Source organism: Staphylococcus sp. GDX8P54P (assembly GCF_017893165.1).
Lineage (GTDB): Bacteria > Bacillota > Bacilli > Staphylococcales > Staphylococcaceae > Staphylococcus > Staphylococcus borealis.
Window position 1 is genome coordinate 110,523 of record NZ_JAESMM010000005.1, and the last position, 16,991, is coordinate 127,513.

15 protein-coding genes are annotated in these 16,991 nt (G+C 32.9%); 10 read left to right on the forward strand and 5 right to left on the reverse strand.

From position 1 onward, the window contains the following. Positions 1-68: 68 nt before the first annotated feature. Positions 69-1,124: a histidinol-phosphate transaminase gene (gene hisC / locus KA909_RS01595; protein ID WP_210129889.1), complete on the forward strand. Its 1,056-nt coding sequence runs from the start codon at positions 69-71 to the stop codon at positions 1,122-1,124. Between the two features lie 179 nt (positions 1,125-1,303). Further along, positions 1,304-1,837, forward strand: a complete 534-nt coding sequence (locus KA909_RS01600) for a 5' nucleotidase, NT5C type (protein WP_193839640.1) — start codon at positions 1,304-1,306, stop codon at positions 1,835-1,837. A gap of 73 nt (positions 1,838-1,910) precedes the next feature. On the opposite strand, the gene KA909_RS01605 is transcribed toward KA909_RS01600, so the two are convergent. From KA909_RS01605 to KA909_RS01620, 4 genes are all read right to left on the reverse strand, one after another. Further along, entirely contained in the window at positions 1,911-2,837 is a 927-nt protein-coding gene (locus tag KA909_RS01605) for a diacylglycerol/lipid kinase family protein (RefSeq protein WP_075108245.1), read from the reverse strand. A gap of 210 nt (positions 2,838-3,047) precedes the next feature. Continuing rightward, entirely contained in the window at positions 3,048-4,553 is a 1,506-nt protein-coding gene (locus KA909_RS01610; RefSeq protein ID WP_053029950.1) for an S-Cys-Gly-3M3SH uptake peptide MFS transporter, read from the reverse strand. Positions 4,554-4,856: 303 nt separating this feature from the next. Beyond that, positions 4,857-5,357 (reverse strand): preQ(1) synthase, encoded by a 501-nt coding sequence (gene queF / locus KA909_RS01615; protein ID WP_053029949.1) that lies wholly within the window; start codon positions 5,355-5,357, stop codon positions 4,857-4,859. Between the two features lie 5 nt (positions 5,358-5,362). Further along, complete coding sequence (locus KA909_RS01620; protein WP_075108243.1) at positions 5,363-6,247, reverse strand: DMT family transporter; 885 nt, start codon at positions 6,245-6,247, stop codon at positions 5,363-5,365. A 790-nt stretch (positions 6,248-7,037) separates the two neighbouring features. On the opposite strand from KA909_RS01620, the gene nrdI reads away from it, so the two are divergent. The 8 genes from nrdI to KA909_RS01660 all read left to right on the forward strand — a co-directional run bounded on the left by nrdI (position 7,038) and on the right by KA909_RS01660 (position 16,618). Next, a complete protein-coding gene (nrdI, locus tag KA909_RS01625; RefSeq protein WP_053029947.1) occupies positions 7,038-7,436 on the forward strand; it encodes a class Ib ribonucleoside-diphosphate reductase assembly flavoprotein NrdI in 399 nt (132 codons plus the stop codon). Continuing rightward, a complete protein-coding gene (gene nrdE / locus KA909_RS01630) occupies positions 7,399-9,504 on the forward strand; it encodes a class 1b ribonucleoside-diphosphate reductase subunit alpha (protein ID WP_193839638.1) in 2,106 nt (701 codons plus the stop codon). The genes nrdI and nrdE overlap by 38 nt, the downstream gene beginning before the upstream one ends. A gap of 127 nt (positions 9,505-9,631) precedes the next feature. Continuing rightward, positions 9,632-10,600: a class 1b ribonucleoside-diphosphate reductase subunit beta gene (nrdF, locus tag KA909_RS01635; protein WP_053029945.1), complete on the forward strand. Its 969-nt coding sequence runs from the start codon at positions 9,632-9,634 to the stop codon at positions 10,598-10,600. A gap of 871 nt (positions 10,601-11,471) precedes the next feature. Next, entirely contained in the window at positions 11,472-12,446 is a 975-nt protein-coding gene (locus KA909_RS01640) for an ABC transporter permease (RefSeq protein WP_075108241.1), read from the forward strand. Further along, positions 12,430-13,389 carry an iron chelate uptake ABC transporter family permease subunit gene (locus tag KA909_RS01645; protein ID WP_075108240.1) on the forward strand — a complete coding sequence of 320 codons (960 nt, stop codon included), beginning with the start codon at positions 12,430-12,432 and terminating at the stop codon, positions 13,387-13,389. Before KA909_RS01640 ends, KA909_RS01645 begins: the two co-directional genes overlap by 17 nt. Further along, on the forward strand, positions 13,386-14,171 hold the full coding sequence (locus tag KA909_RS01650; RefSeq protein ID WP_075108239.1) for an iron ABC transporter ATP-binding protein: 786 nt from the start codon (positions 13,386-13,388) through the stop codon (positions 14,169-14,171). Before KA909_RS01645 ends, KA909_RS01650 begins: the two co-directional genes overlap by 4 nt. 111 nt (positions 14,172-14,282) lie before the next feature. Next, entirely contained in the window at positions 14,283-15,320 is a 1,038-nt protein-coding gene (locus KA909_RS01655) for a ferrated catecholamine ABC transporter substrate-binding lipoprotein SstD (protein WP_075108238.1), read from the forward strand. A gap of 257 nt (positions 15,321-15,577) precedes the next feature. Beyond that, a complete protein-coding gene (locus KA909_RS01660; protein WP_193839637.1) occupies positions 15,578-16,618 on the forward strand; it encodes a ferrated catecholamine ABC transporter substrate-binding lipoprotein SstD in 1,041 nt (346 codons plus the stop codon). A 53-nt stretch (positions 16,619-16,671) separates the two neighbouring features. Here KA909_RS01660 and KA909_RS01665 read toward each other — a convergent pair whose 3' ends face one another. After that, complete coding sequence (locus KA909_RS01665; RefSeq protein ID WP_210129910.1) at positions 16,672-16,986, reverse strand: CHY zinc finger protein; 315 nt, start codon at positions 16,984-16,986, stop codon at positions 16,672-16,674. Positions 16,987-16,991 lie beyond the last annotated feature (5 nt).

The window sequence follows — 16,991 nt, forward strand, 5'->3', positions numbered from 1 at the left end:
TATTGTGTAAGGCAACATCGTTTATGATTGAATAAACATTTTATATTTATGAAAAGGAGTGGTTGGCAATGAAACAACAATTAAATCAATTAACAGCGTATCAACCAGGTTTATCACCACAAGCACTTAAAGAAAAACATGGCATTGAAGGGGACCTATATAAACTTGCCTCAAATGAGAATTTATATGGCCCTTCTCCAAAAGCAAAAGAAGCAGTTCAAGCACACGTAGATGAATTATTCTACTACCCGGAAACTGGGTCGCCATCACTACGCAAAGCGATTAGTGAGCACTTGAATGTGGATGCGTCTAGAATTCTATTTGGTGCTGGGTTAGATGAAGTTATCTTGATGATTTCAAGAGCGGTATTAACACCGGGTGATAAGATTGTAACGAGTGAAGCAACATTTGGTCAGTACTATCACAACGCGATTGTAGAATCAGCTGATGTTGTCCAAGTACCATTGAAAGATGGTGGCTTTGATTTAGATGGGATTATAAAAGAAGTAGATGAAGATACTGCCTTAGTATGGTTATGTAATCCTAACAACCCAACTGGAACGTATTTCACTCATGATGAACTAGAACACTTTTTAGAACAAGTGCCTAGTCACGTACCAGTATTGATTGATGAAGCATACTTCGAGTTCGTTACGGCAAATGATTATCCTGATACATTGAAATTGCAAGAACGTTTTGATAATGCATTTTTATTAAGAACGTTCTCTAAAGCTTATGGCTTAGCAGGATTACGTGTAGGTTATGTTGTTGCTACGAATGAAGCAATTGAAAAATGGAACATCATTCGTCCACCATTTAATGTCACTCGTATTTCAGAATATGCAGCCATTGCAGCGTTAGAAGATCAAGACTATTTAAATGAGATTACAGCTAAAAATGCTGTCGAACGTCAGAAATTTTATGCTATACCGCAAAGTAAACATTTCTTACCAAGTCAAACGAACTTTGTATTTGTGGTTACAAACAAAGCACAAGAATTATACGAAGCATTATTAAATATTGGTTGTATTACACGACCATTTCCAACTGGTGTACGTATTACAATCGGATTCCCAGAACAAAATGACAAGATGATAGAAGTATTGAAACACTTTGATTATTAAAGACGAATCTAACGGATTAAGCTTTCGATGCAAGATAATTGAATCAGTTCTGATAGTGCTATAAATTTAAATATAGCAAGAAAGTGGTACAATCAATTCGATATGAATTCTGTACCACTCTCTTTTGAATTTTTGCTATACTTTAACAGTATATAGGTGATGATTAAGGGAGAGATATTATGTCTAGAAAATCTATAGCTATTGATATGGATGAAGTCTTAGCAGACACATTAGGTGCCATTATTGAAGCGGTTAATGTTAAAACTGAATTAGGGATCACGGTTGAGTCGCTCAATGGTCAAAAGCTTAAAAACGTGATACCGGAACATGATGGATTAGTGCGTGATATTTTAAGAGCGCCTGGCTTTTTTAGAAATCTAAAGGTAATGCCACATGCACAAGAGGTAGTTGAGAAATTAACAGAACATTACGATGTTTACATTGCAACAGCGGCGATGGATGTACCAACATCATTTCATGATAAATATGAATGGTTACTTGAGTTCTTCCCATTTTTAGACCCTCAACAATTTATCTTTTGCGGTCGTAAAAATATAGTAAAAACAGATTATCTCATTGATGATAATCCTCGACAATTACAAATTTTTGAAGGAGAACCAATCATGTTTACTGCGTCTCATAATGTTAATGAAAAACGCTTTAAACGTGTTAATGGATGGAAAGATGTGGAAGCATTCTTTCTTGAAACATAATTAAAAATAAGCGATTAAGGTATGATGAATGAGTCATTAACCTTAATCGCTTTTATATTGATAGAATTAATAGTTATTGTTCAGCATTTTCTGGGAAAGTTAGAATTTGAATTGCTTTTGGCAGAACTTCAATAGAAATAGGTGTTTCTAAATTAATTTCACCGTCAATGTCTACTTTCATAATTGGATCCGTGGATAATGTAATATGCGCACCAGCAATATGATCAATCCCGTTTGTAATTTCGTTCCAATCCATACTATCGCGTTTCTTAAAGATGTCATTAAGAATAGTGAAACTTTGTTTATCAAAGATAAAGCTATTCACTTTACCATCTTGAGGAGATAAATCGACAAGTGGAATACGACTACCGCCTATGTTTGGGCCATTAGCAACAACAAGCATTGATGTGTTACCTGTATATTCTTTGTCATCTACAGTTAATTTATAATCGAAATGTTCAGGGTTCATTAATGTTTTAACGGTAGAACCGACATAGCTCAACTTGCCGAAGATGTCTTTACGACCTTCTTGGACATTTTCAGCGTTTTGAACGATTAATCCTAAGCCAACGAAATTGAGTACGTACGTATCATTTACTTTCATGACATCATACGATTCTAAATGTGAAGTCTTTAACTGCTCACTGGCTTTTCGGAAGTCTGGATGTAGATTTAATGTTTTAGTAAAGTCATTAAATGTCCCTCCAGGAATAATTCCGATAGGGAGGTTGAGTTGATTTGTCATAACACCATTGATAAGTTCATTAACAGTACCATCGCCACCTAATATGAAGACAATATCCACATCACTGCTATAGTTTTGATTTTTAATATCTTCACAATATTTAATGATGTCGCCTTCATTTTCACTTAATTGAATGGATAAATGCTTACAAATGGTTGTTAGCGATTTAGTAACTTCTCCTAAACCATCATATATATCTTTTAGACCACTATGTTCATGGTAAAAAAGAACCCCATGATTAAATGTTTGATCCATAATAATGCCTACTTTCGTAATTTACTTTAATTATCTTATATTTACCCGAAATCAGGTTTACTTAATTATGATTTGCGTATTTCAAGTGCTCAAGTCTTTATGATTACACTTTTTACGTTGATACACAAAGAAAAAGGATGGAACAGAATTCAATTTGAATTCATTGTTCCATCCCTAAATATTAGGACACTTTTTAAATAGTCTAAAAGGTTAATGAATACCTTTCATTGCTTTAGAAATCTTCGGTGTGAAAGCTAAGATAATCACAGTAATGACAATTGCGACACTACCTAAGAAGATAAAGTAATTTGTTTGACCTAAAGGTTCAATTAATTTAACTAACGTACCATTAAGTGCTTGTGCAGATGCGTTTGTTAATAACCAAACACTCATCATTTGCGCATTAAATGCTTTCGGTGCTAATTTAACTGCTGCACTATTACCTGTAGGAGATAAACATAATTCACCAACTACACAGATTACATAAGATAGGATAACCCAGTTTACTGAGAAGTGTGAATCACCATAACTCATACCGATAAGTCCCATTAGAATATATGAAGCACCTGCTAATAAGGTACCAATACCAAACTTGACTGGTAAGCTTGGTTGTCTTTTACCCATTTTTAACCAGATTGTTGAAACGACTGGTGCGAAGAGTAGGATAAATAATGGGTTAATTGATTGGAACCATGCTTCACCAAATTGTGTCTGCCAACCAAATAAATTCAGTTGCATATCAGAACGCTCTAATCCATAAATATTTAAAACGTTTGAACCTTGTTCTTGAATTCCCCAGAATAACATTCCTAGAATAAATAATGGAATAAATGCTTTAACGCGAGAACGTTCTACATCTGTAACTTCTTTACTACGAATCATCGTTGTAAAGTAAATAATTGGTAATGCAATACCTAGAACTAAAACAGTATTACTAATAAGGTTAAATGATAATGTATTAGTAAAGTATGTAACTAATAATACAATAGCAATTACAATTACAACTAAGCTAACAATTAATCCATATTTTCTTTTTTCTTCAGGAGAAAGTGGATTTGTTGGATTCATACCAACAGAGCCTAAATTTTTCTTGTTGAAAATCATATACCATACTAAACCTAATGCCATACCAATTGCTGCGATTAAGAAACCGCCGTGATAATTTTTCACATCAAGGAAATGTTGCAAGATAATTGGTGAAATTAATGCACCTAAGTTAACTGACATATAGAATATAACGAACCCAGCATCCATACGTGTATCATTCTCAGGATATAATCGTCCAACAATGTTTGAAATATTTGGTTTCATTAAACCAGAACCGATAATGATAAAGAACATTGATGCAAATAACCCAAACATTGCGAATGGTAAACTTAAACAAATATGTCCAATAATAATCAATACTGCACCGATCAAGGTCGCGCCTCTAGTACCGAAGAGTCTATCTGCGACCCATGCACCTGGAATTGAAGACATGTAAATTAATGCCCCGTAAACGGACATAATAGACATTGCAGTCGTTTGGTCAATGCCTAGACCACCATTTTTAATTTGGTCATACATGTAGAAAATGAGCATGGCGCGCATACCGTAATAACTAAATCGCTCCCAAAATTCTACAAAGAATAGTACACCTAAGCCATTAGGATGTCCGAAGAATCCACGCTGAGGTATTGTTTGAACTGCTTGTTCATGGGAATTGTTTGTTGCCATATGTATCCCAATCCTTTCTTCCCTTTAAAGACTGAAATTTAATAATCAAGATGATGATATGTAAAATAATGTAATTTCTTAAAAATAGAAATTTTTAGAAATTTCAGTCAATGAGTTGATGATTTAAAATTGAATGAGAATAAGTTGCTTTATTTAGATCATCTTACTCTTTTGTAATTTTAAATGATAATAATAAAATACGCTTTAATTCACTAATAGGCAATAGTAAATTTAAATAAAATATCACAAATAATGAAAAAATCCACTAAATTGTCAAACAATTTAGTGGATTTTATTAATCTTTTATCTATTATCTATTTTTTCTGGATATAAATCGTGGTTCATTAATCGATGCTCAGCCATTTTTTCATATTTAGAATTAGGGCGACCATAATTTGTATATGGATCGATAGAGATACCACCACGTGGCGTGAATTTACCCCAAACTTCGATATAATGTGGATCCATTAACTCTATTAAATCATTCATAATAATATTCATGCAATCCTCGTGGAAGTCGCCATGATTTCTAAAGCTAAATAAGTATAATTTTAATGATTTAGATTCTACCATTTTAACATTTGGAATATATGAAATATAAATGGTAGCGAAATCCGGTTGACCTGTAATAGGACAAAGAGATGTAAATTCAGGACAATTAAATTTTACGAAGTAATCGCGCCCTTGATGTTTATTGTCAAATGTTTCTAAAACTTCTGGCGTATAGTCAAATTCATATTTATTGTTTTGATTACCTAATAAAGTAATATCTTGTAGTTCTTCTTTTTGACGTCCTTGCGTCATATGAATCACTCCTTAGTGTTAGTTTGGTGTTGCGTTGTTACTGTTTGTCGTCGCGCTTTTTCAAACATATAATAGCTTGCGCCGATGATAATGACATAACCAATGAGTGCATAGAAATCTGGTGTTTCTCCGAACAGAATAAATCCGAAGACTGCCGTGAAAATAATCGAAGCATACGTAAAGATAGATATGTCCTTCGCAGGTGCAAAGCTATAGGCAAGTGTAATACCAATTTGGCCAACTGCTGCTGAAAGACCCGCTCCTAAAAGGTAAACCATTTGTATCGTTGTCATTGGTTCATATGTCGCAATTGAAAACGGAATTAAAACGACAACTGAAAATAATGAAAAATAAAACACGATAGTATAAGGTGCTTCTCTAGTACTAAGTGCACGAACACATGTGTATGCAGAGGCTGCGAAAATACCTGAGAATAATCCGGCTAATGACGTAATCATTGTTGAAGAGAACTCAGGTTTAACGATAAATAACATACCAAAGATTGCTACTATCATAGCAACGATTTGATATTTACGAACTTTCTCATTTAGAAAAATTAAACTCAGTAAAATAGTCCAAAAAGGATTAAGTTTCATTAGAGTATCTGCATCGCTTAATACCATATGATCAATGGCATATATATTTAATAAGACACCTATAAGTCCTAATGTGGAGCGAGAAATTAACAGAGGTTGACTACTTAATTTCCCGAACATAGGCTGTTTATATTTAAATATGAAAAACAATGGGATAAACATTGCGACAAAATTTCTTGCTAATGATTTTTGAAATACAGGTAAGTCTCCTGCAAGCCTGAAAAATACAGACATAAAACTAAAACCAATCGCTGAAATTAGAATTGCAATGATGCCCTTAACTTTTGGATTCAAGGTTAATCGCCTCATTTGTAAAAAATTACCGTATATATAGTAGCATAATTCAATTAGTAATGCATAAATACTTGAAAATAATATGGGGATGTAATATGATTTAAACACGAACAAATGTTCTGTTTAAATAAAAACACGTTAGATGCCATTTTTTTATAAATGTTATATTCGTGTTTTTAGAGAGAGACATAATATATATTTGAATAATTGTACAAAATACATTGATTGTTTAAATAATTGGTCTTCAAGAACGCTGACAATTCAATCATTTATATTGCTGGTGAAAATGCAACTAAAACACATTAAATATTCAAAAATAAATATTTGTATCAATTTAACTTTGATGTGATGCACATTCAGACGTTTTTCCGAACTTTTGTCACGAAATAGTTACTTTCAATTGAGAGAGCAATTCTGTATAATGAAACACAGAATATAGTATTGAATTTGTAAATGAACCACAACATGTTGTGGTTGTATAAAAAGTTTGTGTTATACAAATTATTCATTTTAATAGAAATTTCACACTGGATTTTAAGTATAAATCCCCAATTCAATGCTATTTATACGAACGAGCTAATAGATGAAATAGTCTCGAAATTTTAGTCTAAACACTACATGTAGTGGCTAGAAATGAAAGTCACTTCTTTTAAGTATAACAATCATCAGCTAGTTGACATCCAAATAAATGTCTAAAATATGTCGTATTTAATGTCTAGCAAGTTTTCTTATTTAATTAAGAGAACTTCTTTTTAGTTAATAATATGGACTGACGAAAGAAGGCGTTCCAATGAAAGTAGTTTATTTCTCTTTTTCTGGTAATGTAAGAAGATTTATCAAGCGAAGTGAAATTTCAGATGTAATGGAAATAACTAAAGATAATTGTACAGATCCATTTGATGAACCTTATATTTTAGTTACGGGAACAATTGGATTTGGTGAAGTGCCTAAAGAAGTACAATCGTTTTTAGATGTTAATCATCAAAATTTACGCGCAGTTGCAGCAAGTGGTAACCGAAACTGGGGACAAAACTTTGCTAAAGCGGGTAAAACAATTTCCGAATCATATCATGTACCTCTATTAATGAAATTTGAAGTACAAGGTTCTAATAAAGATGTTATTGAATTTAAAAATAAGGTGGGGCATTTCAATGAAAATGATGAACGAGAAAAAGTACAATCATATTGAACTAAATAATGAAGTTACGAAACGTAAAGATAATGGTTTCTTTAACTTAGAGAAGGATCAGGAAGCATTAGCGGTTTACCTTGAAGAAATCCATGATAAAACAATTTATTTTGACAGTGAGATTGAACGATTACACTATCTCGTAGATAACAATTTTTATTTTAATGTCTTCGAGAAATATAGCGAAGCAGACTTAGTTGAAATCACTGAATTTGCTAAATCAATCAACTTTGAATTTGCAAGCTACATGTCTGCTAGTAAGTTCTATAAAGATTATGCGTTAAAAACTAACGATAAATCACAATATCTAGAAGATTATAATCAACACGTCGCAATCGTTGCGCTTTATTTAGCAGACGGAAATAAACAACAAGCAAAGCAATTTATTCTAGCAATGATTGAACAACGATACCAACCTGCGACACCAACGTTCTTAAATGCAGGACGCGCACGTCGTGGTGAATTAGTATCATGTTTCTTGTTAGAAGTGGATGATAGCTTAAATTCTATCAACTTCATTGATTCTACTGCCAAACAGCTAAGTAAAATTGGTGGTGGTGTAGCAATCAACCTATCTAAATTACGTGCCCGTGGTGAAGCTATTAAAGGTATTAAAGGTGTAGCGAAAGGTGTGTTACCTGTAGCGAAAGCGTTAGAGGGTGGATTTAGCTACGCGGATCAACTCGGTCAACGTCCAGGTGCTGGTGCTGTCTATTTAAATATCTTCCATTATGATGTTGAAGAATTCTTAGACACTAAAAAAGTAAACGCTGATGAAGACTTGCGTTTATCAACAATTTCTACTGGTTTGATTGTACCTTCTAAATTCTTTGATTTAGCAAAAGAAGGCAAAGATTTCTATATGTTTGCACCACATACGGTTAAACAAGAATATGGTGTAACACTAGATGATATTGATTTAGAAAAATATTATGACGATATGGTAGCAAACCCTAATATCGTTAAGAAGAAAAAAGATGCAAGAGAAATGTTGAATATGATTGCACAAACACAATTACAATCGGGCTATCCATATTTAATGTTTAAAGATAATGCGAATAAAGTGCATGCCAATTCAAATATTGGTCAAATTAAAATGAGTAATTTATGTACAGAAATCTTCCAGTTACAAGAAACATCAGTAATTAACGATTATGGTATTGAAGATGAAATCAAACGTGATATATCTTGTAACTTAGGTTCATTAAATATCGTTAACGTCATGGAAACAGGTAAAATTAAAGACTCTGTTCATACTGGAATGGATGCGTTAACTGTAGTTAGTGATGAAGCTAATATCCAAAATGCACCAGGCGTTAGAAAAGCGAATAGTGAGTTACACTCAGTTGGACTCGGTGTTATGAACTTACATGGTTATTTAGCTAAAAATAAAATAGGGTATGAATCAGAAGAAGCTAAAGATTTTGCGAATATATTCTTCATGATGATGAACTACTACTCAATTGAGCGTTCAATGGAAATTGCTAAAGAACGTGGTGAAGTATATCAAGATTTTGATAAGTCTGATTATGCTAGTGGCAAATATTTTGATTTCTATACATCTCAAGACTTTGAACCTAAATTTGAAAAGGTAAAACGTTTATTTGATCATATTGATATTCCAACGGCTAATGATTGGAAAGCATTACAAGAACAAGTGCAACAACATGGTTTATATCATGCATATAGATTAGCGATTGCACCTACACAAAGTATTTCATATGTACAAAATGCAACAAGTTCAGTTATGCCAATTGTTGATCAAATTGAGCGTCGTACGTACGGAAACGCTGAAACATTCTACCCAATGCCATTCTTGTCTCCAGAGACAATGTGGTACTATAAATCAGCTTTCAATACTGATCAAATGAAACTCATCGATTTGATTGCTACGATTCAAACACACGTGGACCAAGGTATTTCAACAATCTTATATGTGAATTCTGAAATTTCAACACGTGAATTATCAAGATTATATGTTTATGCGCATCACAAAGGGCTTAAATCACTATATTATACGCGTAATAAATTATTAAGCGTTGAAGAATGTACAAGTTGCGCAATTTAATTTTTAGAAGTTAATAGAATAAAGTATTAAATAGGGGAAGGTTGTAGGGTCAACACGACAAATTGATTCACCTCCTTTCCCTTTAACGAATGAGATTTGCTTTTTAGTAATTAAGGAGGATTTTTAAATGAAGGCCGTCAATTGGAATACCCAAGAAGATATGACGAATATGTTTTGGCGTCAGAATATCTCTCAGATGTGGGTAGAAACAGAATTTAAAGTATCAAAAGATATTGCAAGTTGGAAGACACTAACTGAAGACGAGAAAAATACATTTAAACGTGCATTAGCAGGATTAACAGGATTGGATACGCATCAAGCAGATGATGGTATGCCGTTGATTATGTTACACACAACAGACTTACGTAAAAAAGCAGTGTATTCATTTATGGCAATGATGGAACAAATTCATGCGAAAAGTTATTCACATATTTTTACAACTTTACTTCCTTCTAGTGAAACGAACTATTTGCTAGATACTTGGGTTATTGAAGAGCCTCATTTAAAATATAAATCTGATAAAATTATCGAAAATTATCATAAATTGTGGGGAAAAGAAGCCTCTATATATGATCAATATATTGCGAGAGTTTCAAGTGTATTTTTAGAGACATTCCTATTCTATTCTGGTTTCTATTATCCTCTATACCTAGCTGGGCAAGGTAGAATGACTACTTCTGGTGAGATCATTAGAAAGATTTTATTAGACGAATCGATACATGGTGTATTTACAGGACTAGATGCACAAAGTTTGCGTAATGAACTTTCTGAAAATGAAAAACAAAAAGCAGACAAAGAAATGTATAAATTATTAGAGGATTTATATGCAAATGAAGTCTCTTATACACACTTGCTATATGATGATATCGGATTAAGTGAAGATGTATTGAATTATGTTCAATATAACGGAAATAAAGCTTTATCAAATTTAGGTTTCGAACCTTATTTTGAGGAAAAAGAATTTAATCCTATCATTGAAAATGCTTTAGATACTTCAACTAAAAATCATGACTTCTTCTCAGTAAAAGGTGATGGTTACACATTGGCATTAAATGTAGAAGCATTACAAGATGAAGATTTTATTTTTGAAGATTAATCAGTAACAATATGATATAAATGAGATAATATCTGAGGCCTAGTTCTCAGAACGTTAGCCAGTAAATGCGTTTTAACAAATGCATTTACTGGCTTCTTTATTTATAATACTTCGTATTGTTGGCTTGCTTGCCCAACGTGCTTTGCTTGTAGAAACTGATTAACTCAGTTTCTCTGTGTTGGGGCCCTTCTTATGGAATGGTTTCAGCCTGTAGTCCTCTAAAGGCGATCTTAGATAGATAATCACTCACATAAGTTGCTTCGTGTTCCTGGGGTGCCGTCTCTAAAGTAGTTCTTTGATTTTAATCATTAGAACTACTTACTTAAGTGTGTAAACACTTAAGTTCCTCACCCCCAGCTTGTTTTGTTTGTAGATTTTCATGTTGAAAATCTCTTTGCTAGGGCCCCGCGCGCAAAAATATTCGTCATTCATCTCTAGAATTTCTTACTTAAGTGCTATTGCACTTAGGTTCATTAAAATTACTGCTCCCCTAGGAGTCTCCGCAACTATGTTTCGTTATCTATCTTAGAACTATTTACGTAAGTGTGTGCACTTAAGTTCCTCAACCCCAGCTCGTTTTGCTTGTTGATTTTCATATTGAAAGTCTCTTTGCCGCGGACCTTTTTTGGTTGTGATACGTCTGATTGTTGGCCATCATGATGAAACAACTTAACCGTGTTATCTATTATGTGTTCGGTTCGTACAATCTAAATTATTTCTTTCGATTCATGTATAAATATGAATATATCTTCAAATTACTATTGAAATTCAGGTCAGTAATCTTTAATATTGATTATAGCGACAATGATAATCATTATCGTTGATAACGACTATCATTTCAATACATATAGCAAGACGAGGAGAATAGATAGTGAAGTTTTTATTTAAGGGTTATGTTTTACTTATCATATTAGTATGTTTAACTATAGTCTCCTTATTTGTTGGGGTGAGTCAGCTCTCTCTTTCAGATATTTTCCACTTAAACGAAGAACAGCAAAATATTTTGTTTTCAAGTCGTATACCTAGAACAGTTAGTATTCTTCTTTCTGGTAGTTCACTCGCATTAGCAGGATTAATTATGCAGCAAATGATGCAAAATAAATTTGTAAGCCCGACGACGGCAGGAACAATGGAATGGGCTAAGTTAGGTATTTTAATTTCGCTTATTTTTTTCCCAAAAGGTCATATATTAATTAAATTATTATTTGCGGTTGGATTAAGTTTGGCAGGGACATTCTTATTTGTGAAATTAATTAATTTAATTCGTGTTAAAGAAGTTATCTTTGTGCCATTACTAGGAATTATGATTGGTGGTATTGTATCCAGTTTCACGACATTTATTGCCTTAAGAACTAACGCATTGCAAAGCATTGGGAACTGGATGAATGGCAACTTTGCAATTATAACAAGTGGACGCTATGAAGTTCTTTATCTTGTTGTGCCGCTACTGATTATTGCGTTTATCTTCGCAAATCACTTTACGATTGCTGGTATGGGGAAAGATTTTAGCCATAACTTGGGTGTTAGCTATGAAAAAATTATAAATATTGCATTGTTCATTACAGCTGCACTGACGGCATTAGTAGTTGTTACTGTAGGTACGCTACCATTTTTAGGTCTGATCGTACCAAATATTATTTCGATGTATAGAGGTGACCATTTAAAAAATGCACTTCCACATACACTCATGCTAGGATCAATATTTGTATTGTTCGCTGATATCGTAGGTAGATTGATTGTCTATCCTTATGAAATTAATATCGGATTGACTATTGGTGTCTTCGGAACAGTGATATTCCTAATATTACTAATGAAAGGTAGAAAGCATTATGCAAATGAGTTCTAACAAGAAAATTACCATATTAATTATTGCGACAATTTGCATGGCAGCATTTTACTTATTAGTAGGTTTAGACTATGAGATTTTTCAGTATCAATTTCAAAGTCGGTTGAGAAAATTGGTGCTTATCCTCATTGTAGGTGGTGCGATTGGGGCATCAGTTGTTATCTTTCAAGCGATTACAACCAACCGATTATTAACACCATCAATTATGGGATTGGATTCTGTTTATTTATTTGTAAAAGTGTTGCCAGTCTTTTTAGTAGGTACACAAGCTGCAGTTGTCACTAATGTATACTTGAACTTTTTTGTGACACTAATTGCTATGGTCTTATTTTCATTATTGCTATTTGAAGGCATGTTCAAATTAGGGAACTTCTCAGTATATTTTATTTTACTTGTAGGTGTGATTTTAGGGACATTCTTCCGAAGTATTACGAGTTTTATCCAGTTGATTATGGATCCTGAGTCGTTCTTAGCAGTACAAAGTGCTATGTTTGCAAGTTTTGAGGCATCTAACTCTAAACTTGTCCTTATTTCTACATGCTTATTACTTGTTTTAATTGTGATTACAGTGATATTGCGTCCATACTTAGATGTATTACTACTTGGAAGAGCGCAAGCAATCAATTTAGGTGTATCTTATGAGACAATGACGCGTTTACTTCTTATATTAGTGGCTTTATTGGTCTCTATCTCAACGGCTTTGGTTGGTCCGGTTACATTCTTAGGATTATTAACTGTAAATTTAGCACATGAATTAATGAAGACGTATGAACACAAATACATTTTGCCAGCAACCATTTTAATTAGCTGGATCAGTTTATTTTTAGCACAATGGGTTGTTGAAAATTTATTTGAAGCTACAACAGAGTTTAGCTTAATCATTGATTTAATCGGTGGTAGTTACTTCATTTACTTACTTGTCAAAAGGAGAAGTGCAAATTGATTGAGATTAAAAATTTAGATAAAGCGATACAGAATAAGCCAATTTTAAAAAATATTAACGTTGATATTCAGAAAGGTAGGCTCACCTCTCTTATAGGACCCAATGGCGCTGGTAAAAGTACCTTATTATCTGCGGTAAGTCGCTTATTTGAGTATGAAAAGGGTTCAATTAAGATTGAAGGTAAAGCAGTCGATGATTATAAAAGTGATGATTTAGCTAAAAAGTTAAGCATTTTAAAACAGACGAATCATACAGATATGAATATAACGATTGAACAATTAGTAAACTTTGGTCGATTCCCTTATTCAAAAGGACGTATGAAGAAGGAAGATTATGAACAAGTTGAGTATGCGCTAGATTTATTGCAGCTTCAAAACATTCGTCATCGAAATATTAAAACGTTATCTGGGGGTCAACGACAACGTGCGTATATTGCAATGACTATTGCGCAAGATACGGATTATATTTTATTAGATGAACCGTTAAACAATCTAGATATGAAACATTCTGTGCAGATTATGCAAACGTTACGCCGACTTTGTAAAGACTTAAACAAAACAATTGTCATTGTTCTACATGACATCAATTTTGCGTCATGTTATTCAGACGATATCATCGCATTAAAAGATGGTGAAATCGTCAAAGCAGATACAAGAGATAATGTTATTCAGACCGAGATTCTAAAGCAATTATATGAAATGGATGTTCATATTGAAGAGATCAGAGGGCAACGCATTTGTCTGTATTACGATGAAATCACATTTGACTCACTTTGTAATTAAATCATTTAACCTCATATTTTAAAGGGGTGATGCTATTAGAAGACGTAGACAAGAGAGAAGTCCATCGATACGCAGCATAAAGGTTAAATAATTTTTAGAGGAGTCGTACATATGAAAAAGACAGTCTTATTTTTAGTCTTATCTTTAGTATTAGTTTTATCAGCTTGTAGTAATGGATCAAGTAGTAACGATTCAGGATCTAAAAGTGATAGCAAAGATTCAAAAGAAACTGTAAAAATCAAAAATAATTTTGAAGCTTCAGGTGAAGAACGCGACGGTAGTGATGCTAAGAAAGTTAGCAACACAGTTGAAGTTCCTAAAAATCCTAAAAATGCAATTGTTTTAGACTATGGTGCTTTAGATGTACTTAAAGAATTAGGCGTGGCAGATAAAGTCAAAGGTTTACCAAAAGGTGAAAACAATGAATCATTACCAGATTTCCTAAAAGACTTTAAAGATGATAAATACGTAAATACTGGAAATCTTAAAGAAGTGAATTTCGATAAAGTAGCAGCCGCTAAACCTGAAGTAATATTCATTTCAGGTAGAACTGCCAATCAGAAAAATTTAGATGAATTCAAAAAAGCAGCCCCAGACGCTAAAATCGTTTACGTTGGTGCTGATGAGAAAAATCTAGTTAAAGACATGAAGAAAAACACTGAAAACTTAGGTAAAATTTACAACAAAGAAGATAAAGCTAAAGACATCAACGAAGAGTTAGATGAAAAAATCGCTGAAATGAAAGATGAAACTAAAAACTTTGATAAAACTGTAATGTATTTATTAGTAAACGAAGGTGAATTATCAACTTATGGTCCTGGTGGAAGATTTGGTGGTTTAGTATTTGATACATTAGGCTTCAAACCAGCAGATAAAAACGTAAGTAATAGTTCACATGGCCAAAATGTGAACAATGAATACATCAGTGAGCACAATCCAGATGTTATTTTAGCAATGGACCGTGGTGAAGTGGTTGGTGGTGAATCAACTGCTAAAAAAGTATTAAGCAACGACGTTATTAAAAATGTTAAAGCAGTTAAAAATGACAAAGTATATCAATTAGATCCTAAATTATGGTACTTTGCATCAGGTTCATCTACTACTACAATTAAACAAATTGATGAATTAGAAGAAGTCGTAGATAAATAGACCATTTCAAAGCATCTAAATTATAATGCTTAGGCTAAAAGTCAGTGAATGCGTGTACAAATGCATTCATTGACTTTTTTATTTAGAAAATAAGTTAGTCCTATCATGTATTAAAAAAATACGCTTATACTTCAACATTATATTCAGTATAGCTTGCAACTTTTTATTGAAAAATATTTTATAATAAAGTAATATATTTTTAAGTGATATTGATAATCGTTATCACTTAAATACAACAACAAGAGGATGTTGCAACGATGAAGAAAATAATTGTGTTTTTAGTATTAAGTCTTGCCTTAGTTTTAACGGCATGTGGCAAAAGTTCAGATAGCGATCATGGTGCCGCAAAAAAAGATGACAATAAAGACATCGTTCAAATAGAAAATAATTATAAGACACGAGGCGAGAAGAAAGATAAAAGTGACGCTAAAGAGGTTAAAGAAACGGTGGATGTTCCTAAGCATCCAAAGCGTGCAATTGTCTTTGATTACGGTGCTGTCGATGTATTGAAAACATTTGGCGTACAAGACCAAATTATTGGTTTACCTAAAGGTGAGAAAAATGCGGCATTACCTGAATTTCTTTCAGAATTTAAAGATGAGAAATACATCAATACGGGTAATTTAATGCAAATTAATTTTGATAAAGTAGCTAAAGCAAAACCAGAAGTGATTTATATTTCTGGAAGAACAGCAACCGTGAAAAATATAGATGAATTGAAGAAGGCTGCACCAAACGCCAAAATTGTTTATGTTGGTGCTAGCGAGAAAAATTATATTAATGATATGAAATCAGTAACAACAAAATTAGGTAAAATTTATGGTAAAGAAGATAAAGCAAAATCTTTAAATGACGCACTGGATAAAAAAATAGCAGATACAAAAGCAAAAGTTGAAAAAATAGATAAGAAAACGATGTACTTGTTAGTTAATGAAGGTGAGTTATCAACTTTCGGTCCAGGTGGTAGATTTGGTGATTTAATTTATAATACACTAGGCTTTAAACCGACTGATATGCATGTTAAAGCTAGCCCACACGGTCAAAATATTAATAATGAGTATATTACAACTAAAAATCCTGACATTATTCTAGCGATGGATAGAGGACAAGTTGTGAGTGGTAAATCAAGCGCGAAACAAACGTTATCTAATGATGTAATTAAAGGTGTGAATGCCGTTAAACACGGCAATGTTTATGAACTCGATCCTAAACTATGGTACTTTAGCGCAGGATCAACGTCTACGACAATCAAACAAATTGATGAATTAAATCACATTATTGAAAAATTAAATAAATAAGAAACAAATAATGGCTTAGTAACCATCTGTCAATCGTTACTAAGCCATTATTATTATAATTCAAAATATAAATGATAGTGAAATTTACAACGACTATTAAAATGTGCCTTACATTTCGGACATAGCTCTGTCATCATATAGTCTTGAATAGACATCTCATGTTTACATACATCACACATAATCGCTTTTTCATTGAATTCTTGTTCTGACCATCGTTGAATGGGGTGTGACGCATGTTCCTCATGACATTGATAACACGGGTAATATGTATTACAACATTTAAATTTAATAGCGATTACATCTAAAAATGTATGATAGTGTGTACAGCGTGTTTCATTATCTACAAGCGAACCATAGACCTTTGGCATCATTC

Excerpts from the sequence above, each read along its gene's own strand:
- nrdE (WP_193839638.1), top strand. The coding sequence starts at position 7,399 with ATGAAAATGATGAACGAGAAAAAGTACAATCATATTGAACTAAATAAT.
- nrdF (WP_053029945.1), top strand. The coding sequence starts at position 9,632 with ATGAAGGCCGTCAATTGGAATACCCAAGAAGATATGACGAATATGTTT.
- KA909_RS01610 (WP_053029950.1), bottom strand. The coding sequence starts at position 4,553 with ATGGCAACAAACAATTCCCATGAACAAGCAGTTCAAACAATACCTCAG.
- KA909_RS01600 (WP_193839640.1), top strand. The coding sequence starts at position 1,304 with ATGTCTAGAAAATCTATAGCTATTGATATGGATGAAGTCTTAGCAGAC.
- queF (WP_053029949.1), bottom strand. The coding sequence starts at position 5,357 with ATGACGCAAGGACGTCAAAAAGAAGAACTACAAGATATTACTTTATTA.
- KA909_RS01655 (WP_075108238.1), top strand. The coding sequence starts at position 14,283 with ATGAAAAAGACAGTCTTATTTTTAGTCTTATCTTTAGTATTAGTTTTA.
- hisC (WP_210129889.1), top strand. The coding sequence starts at position 69 with ATGAAACAACAATTAAATCAATTAACAGCGTATCAACCAGGTTTATCA.
- KA909_RS01665 (WP_210129910.1), bottom strand. The coding sequence starts at position 16,986 with ATGCCAAAGGTCTATGGTTCGCTTGTAGATAATGAAACACGCTGTACA.
- KA909_RS01660 (WP_193839637.1), top strand. The coding sequence starts at position 15,578 with ATGAAGAAAATAATTGTGTTTTTAGTATTAAGTCTTGCCTTAGTTTTA.
- nrdI (WP_053029947.1), top strand. The coding sequence starts at position 7,038 with ATGAAAGTAGTTTATTTCTCTTTTTCTGGTAATGTAAGAAGATTTATC.
- KA909_RS01645 (WP_075108240.1), top strand. The coding sequence starts at position 12,430 with ATGCAAATGAGTTCTAACAAGAAAATTACCATATTAATTATTGCGACA.
- KA909_RS01605 (WP_075108245.1), bottom strand. The coding sequence starts at position 2,837 with ATGGATCAAACATTTAATCATGGGGTTCTTTTTTACCATGAACATAGT.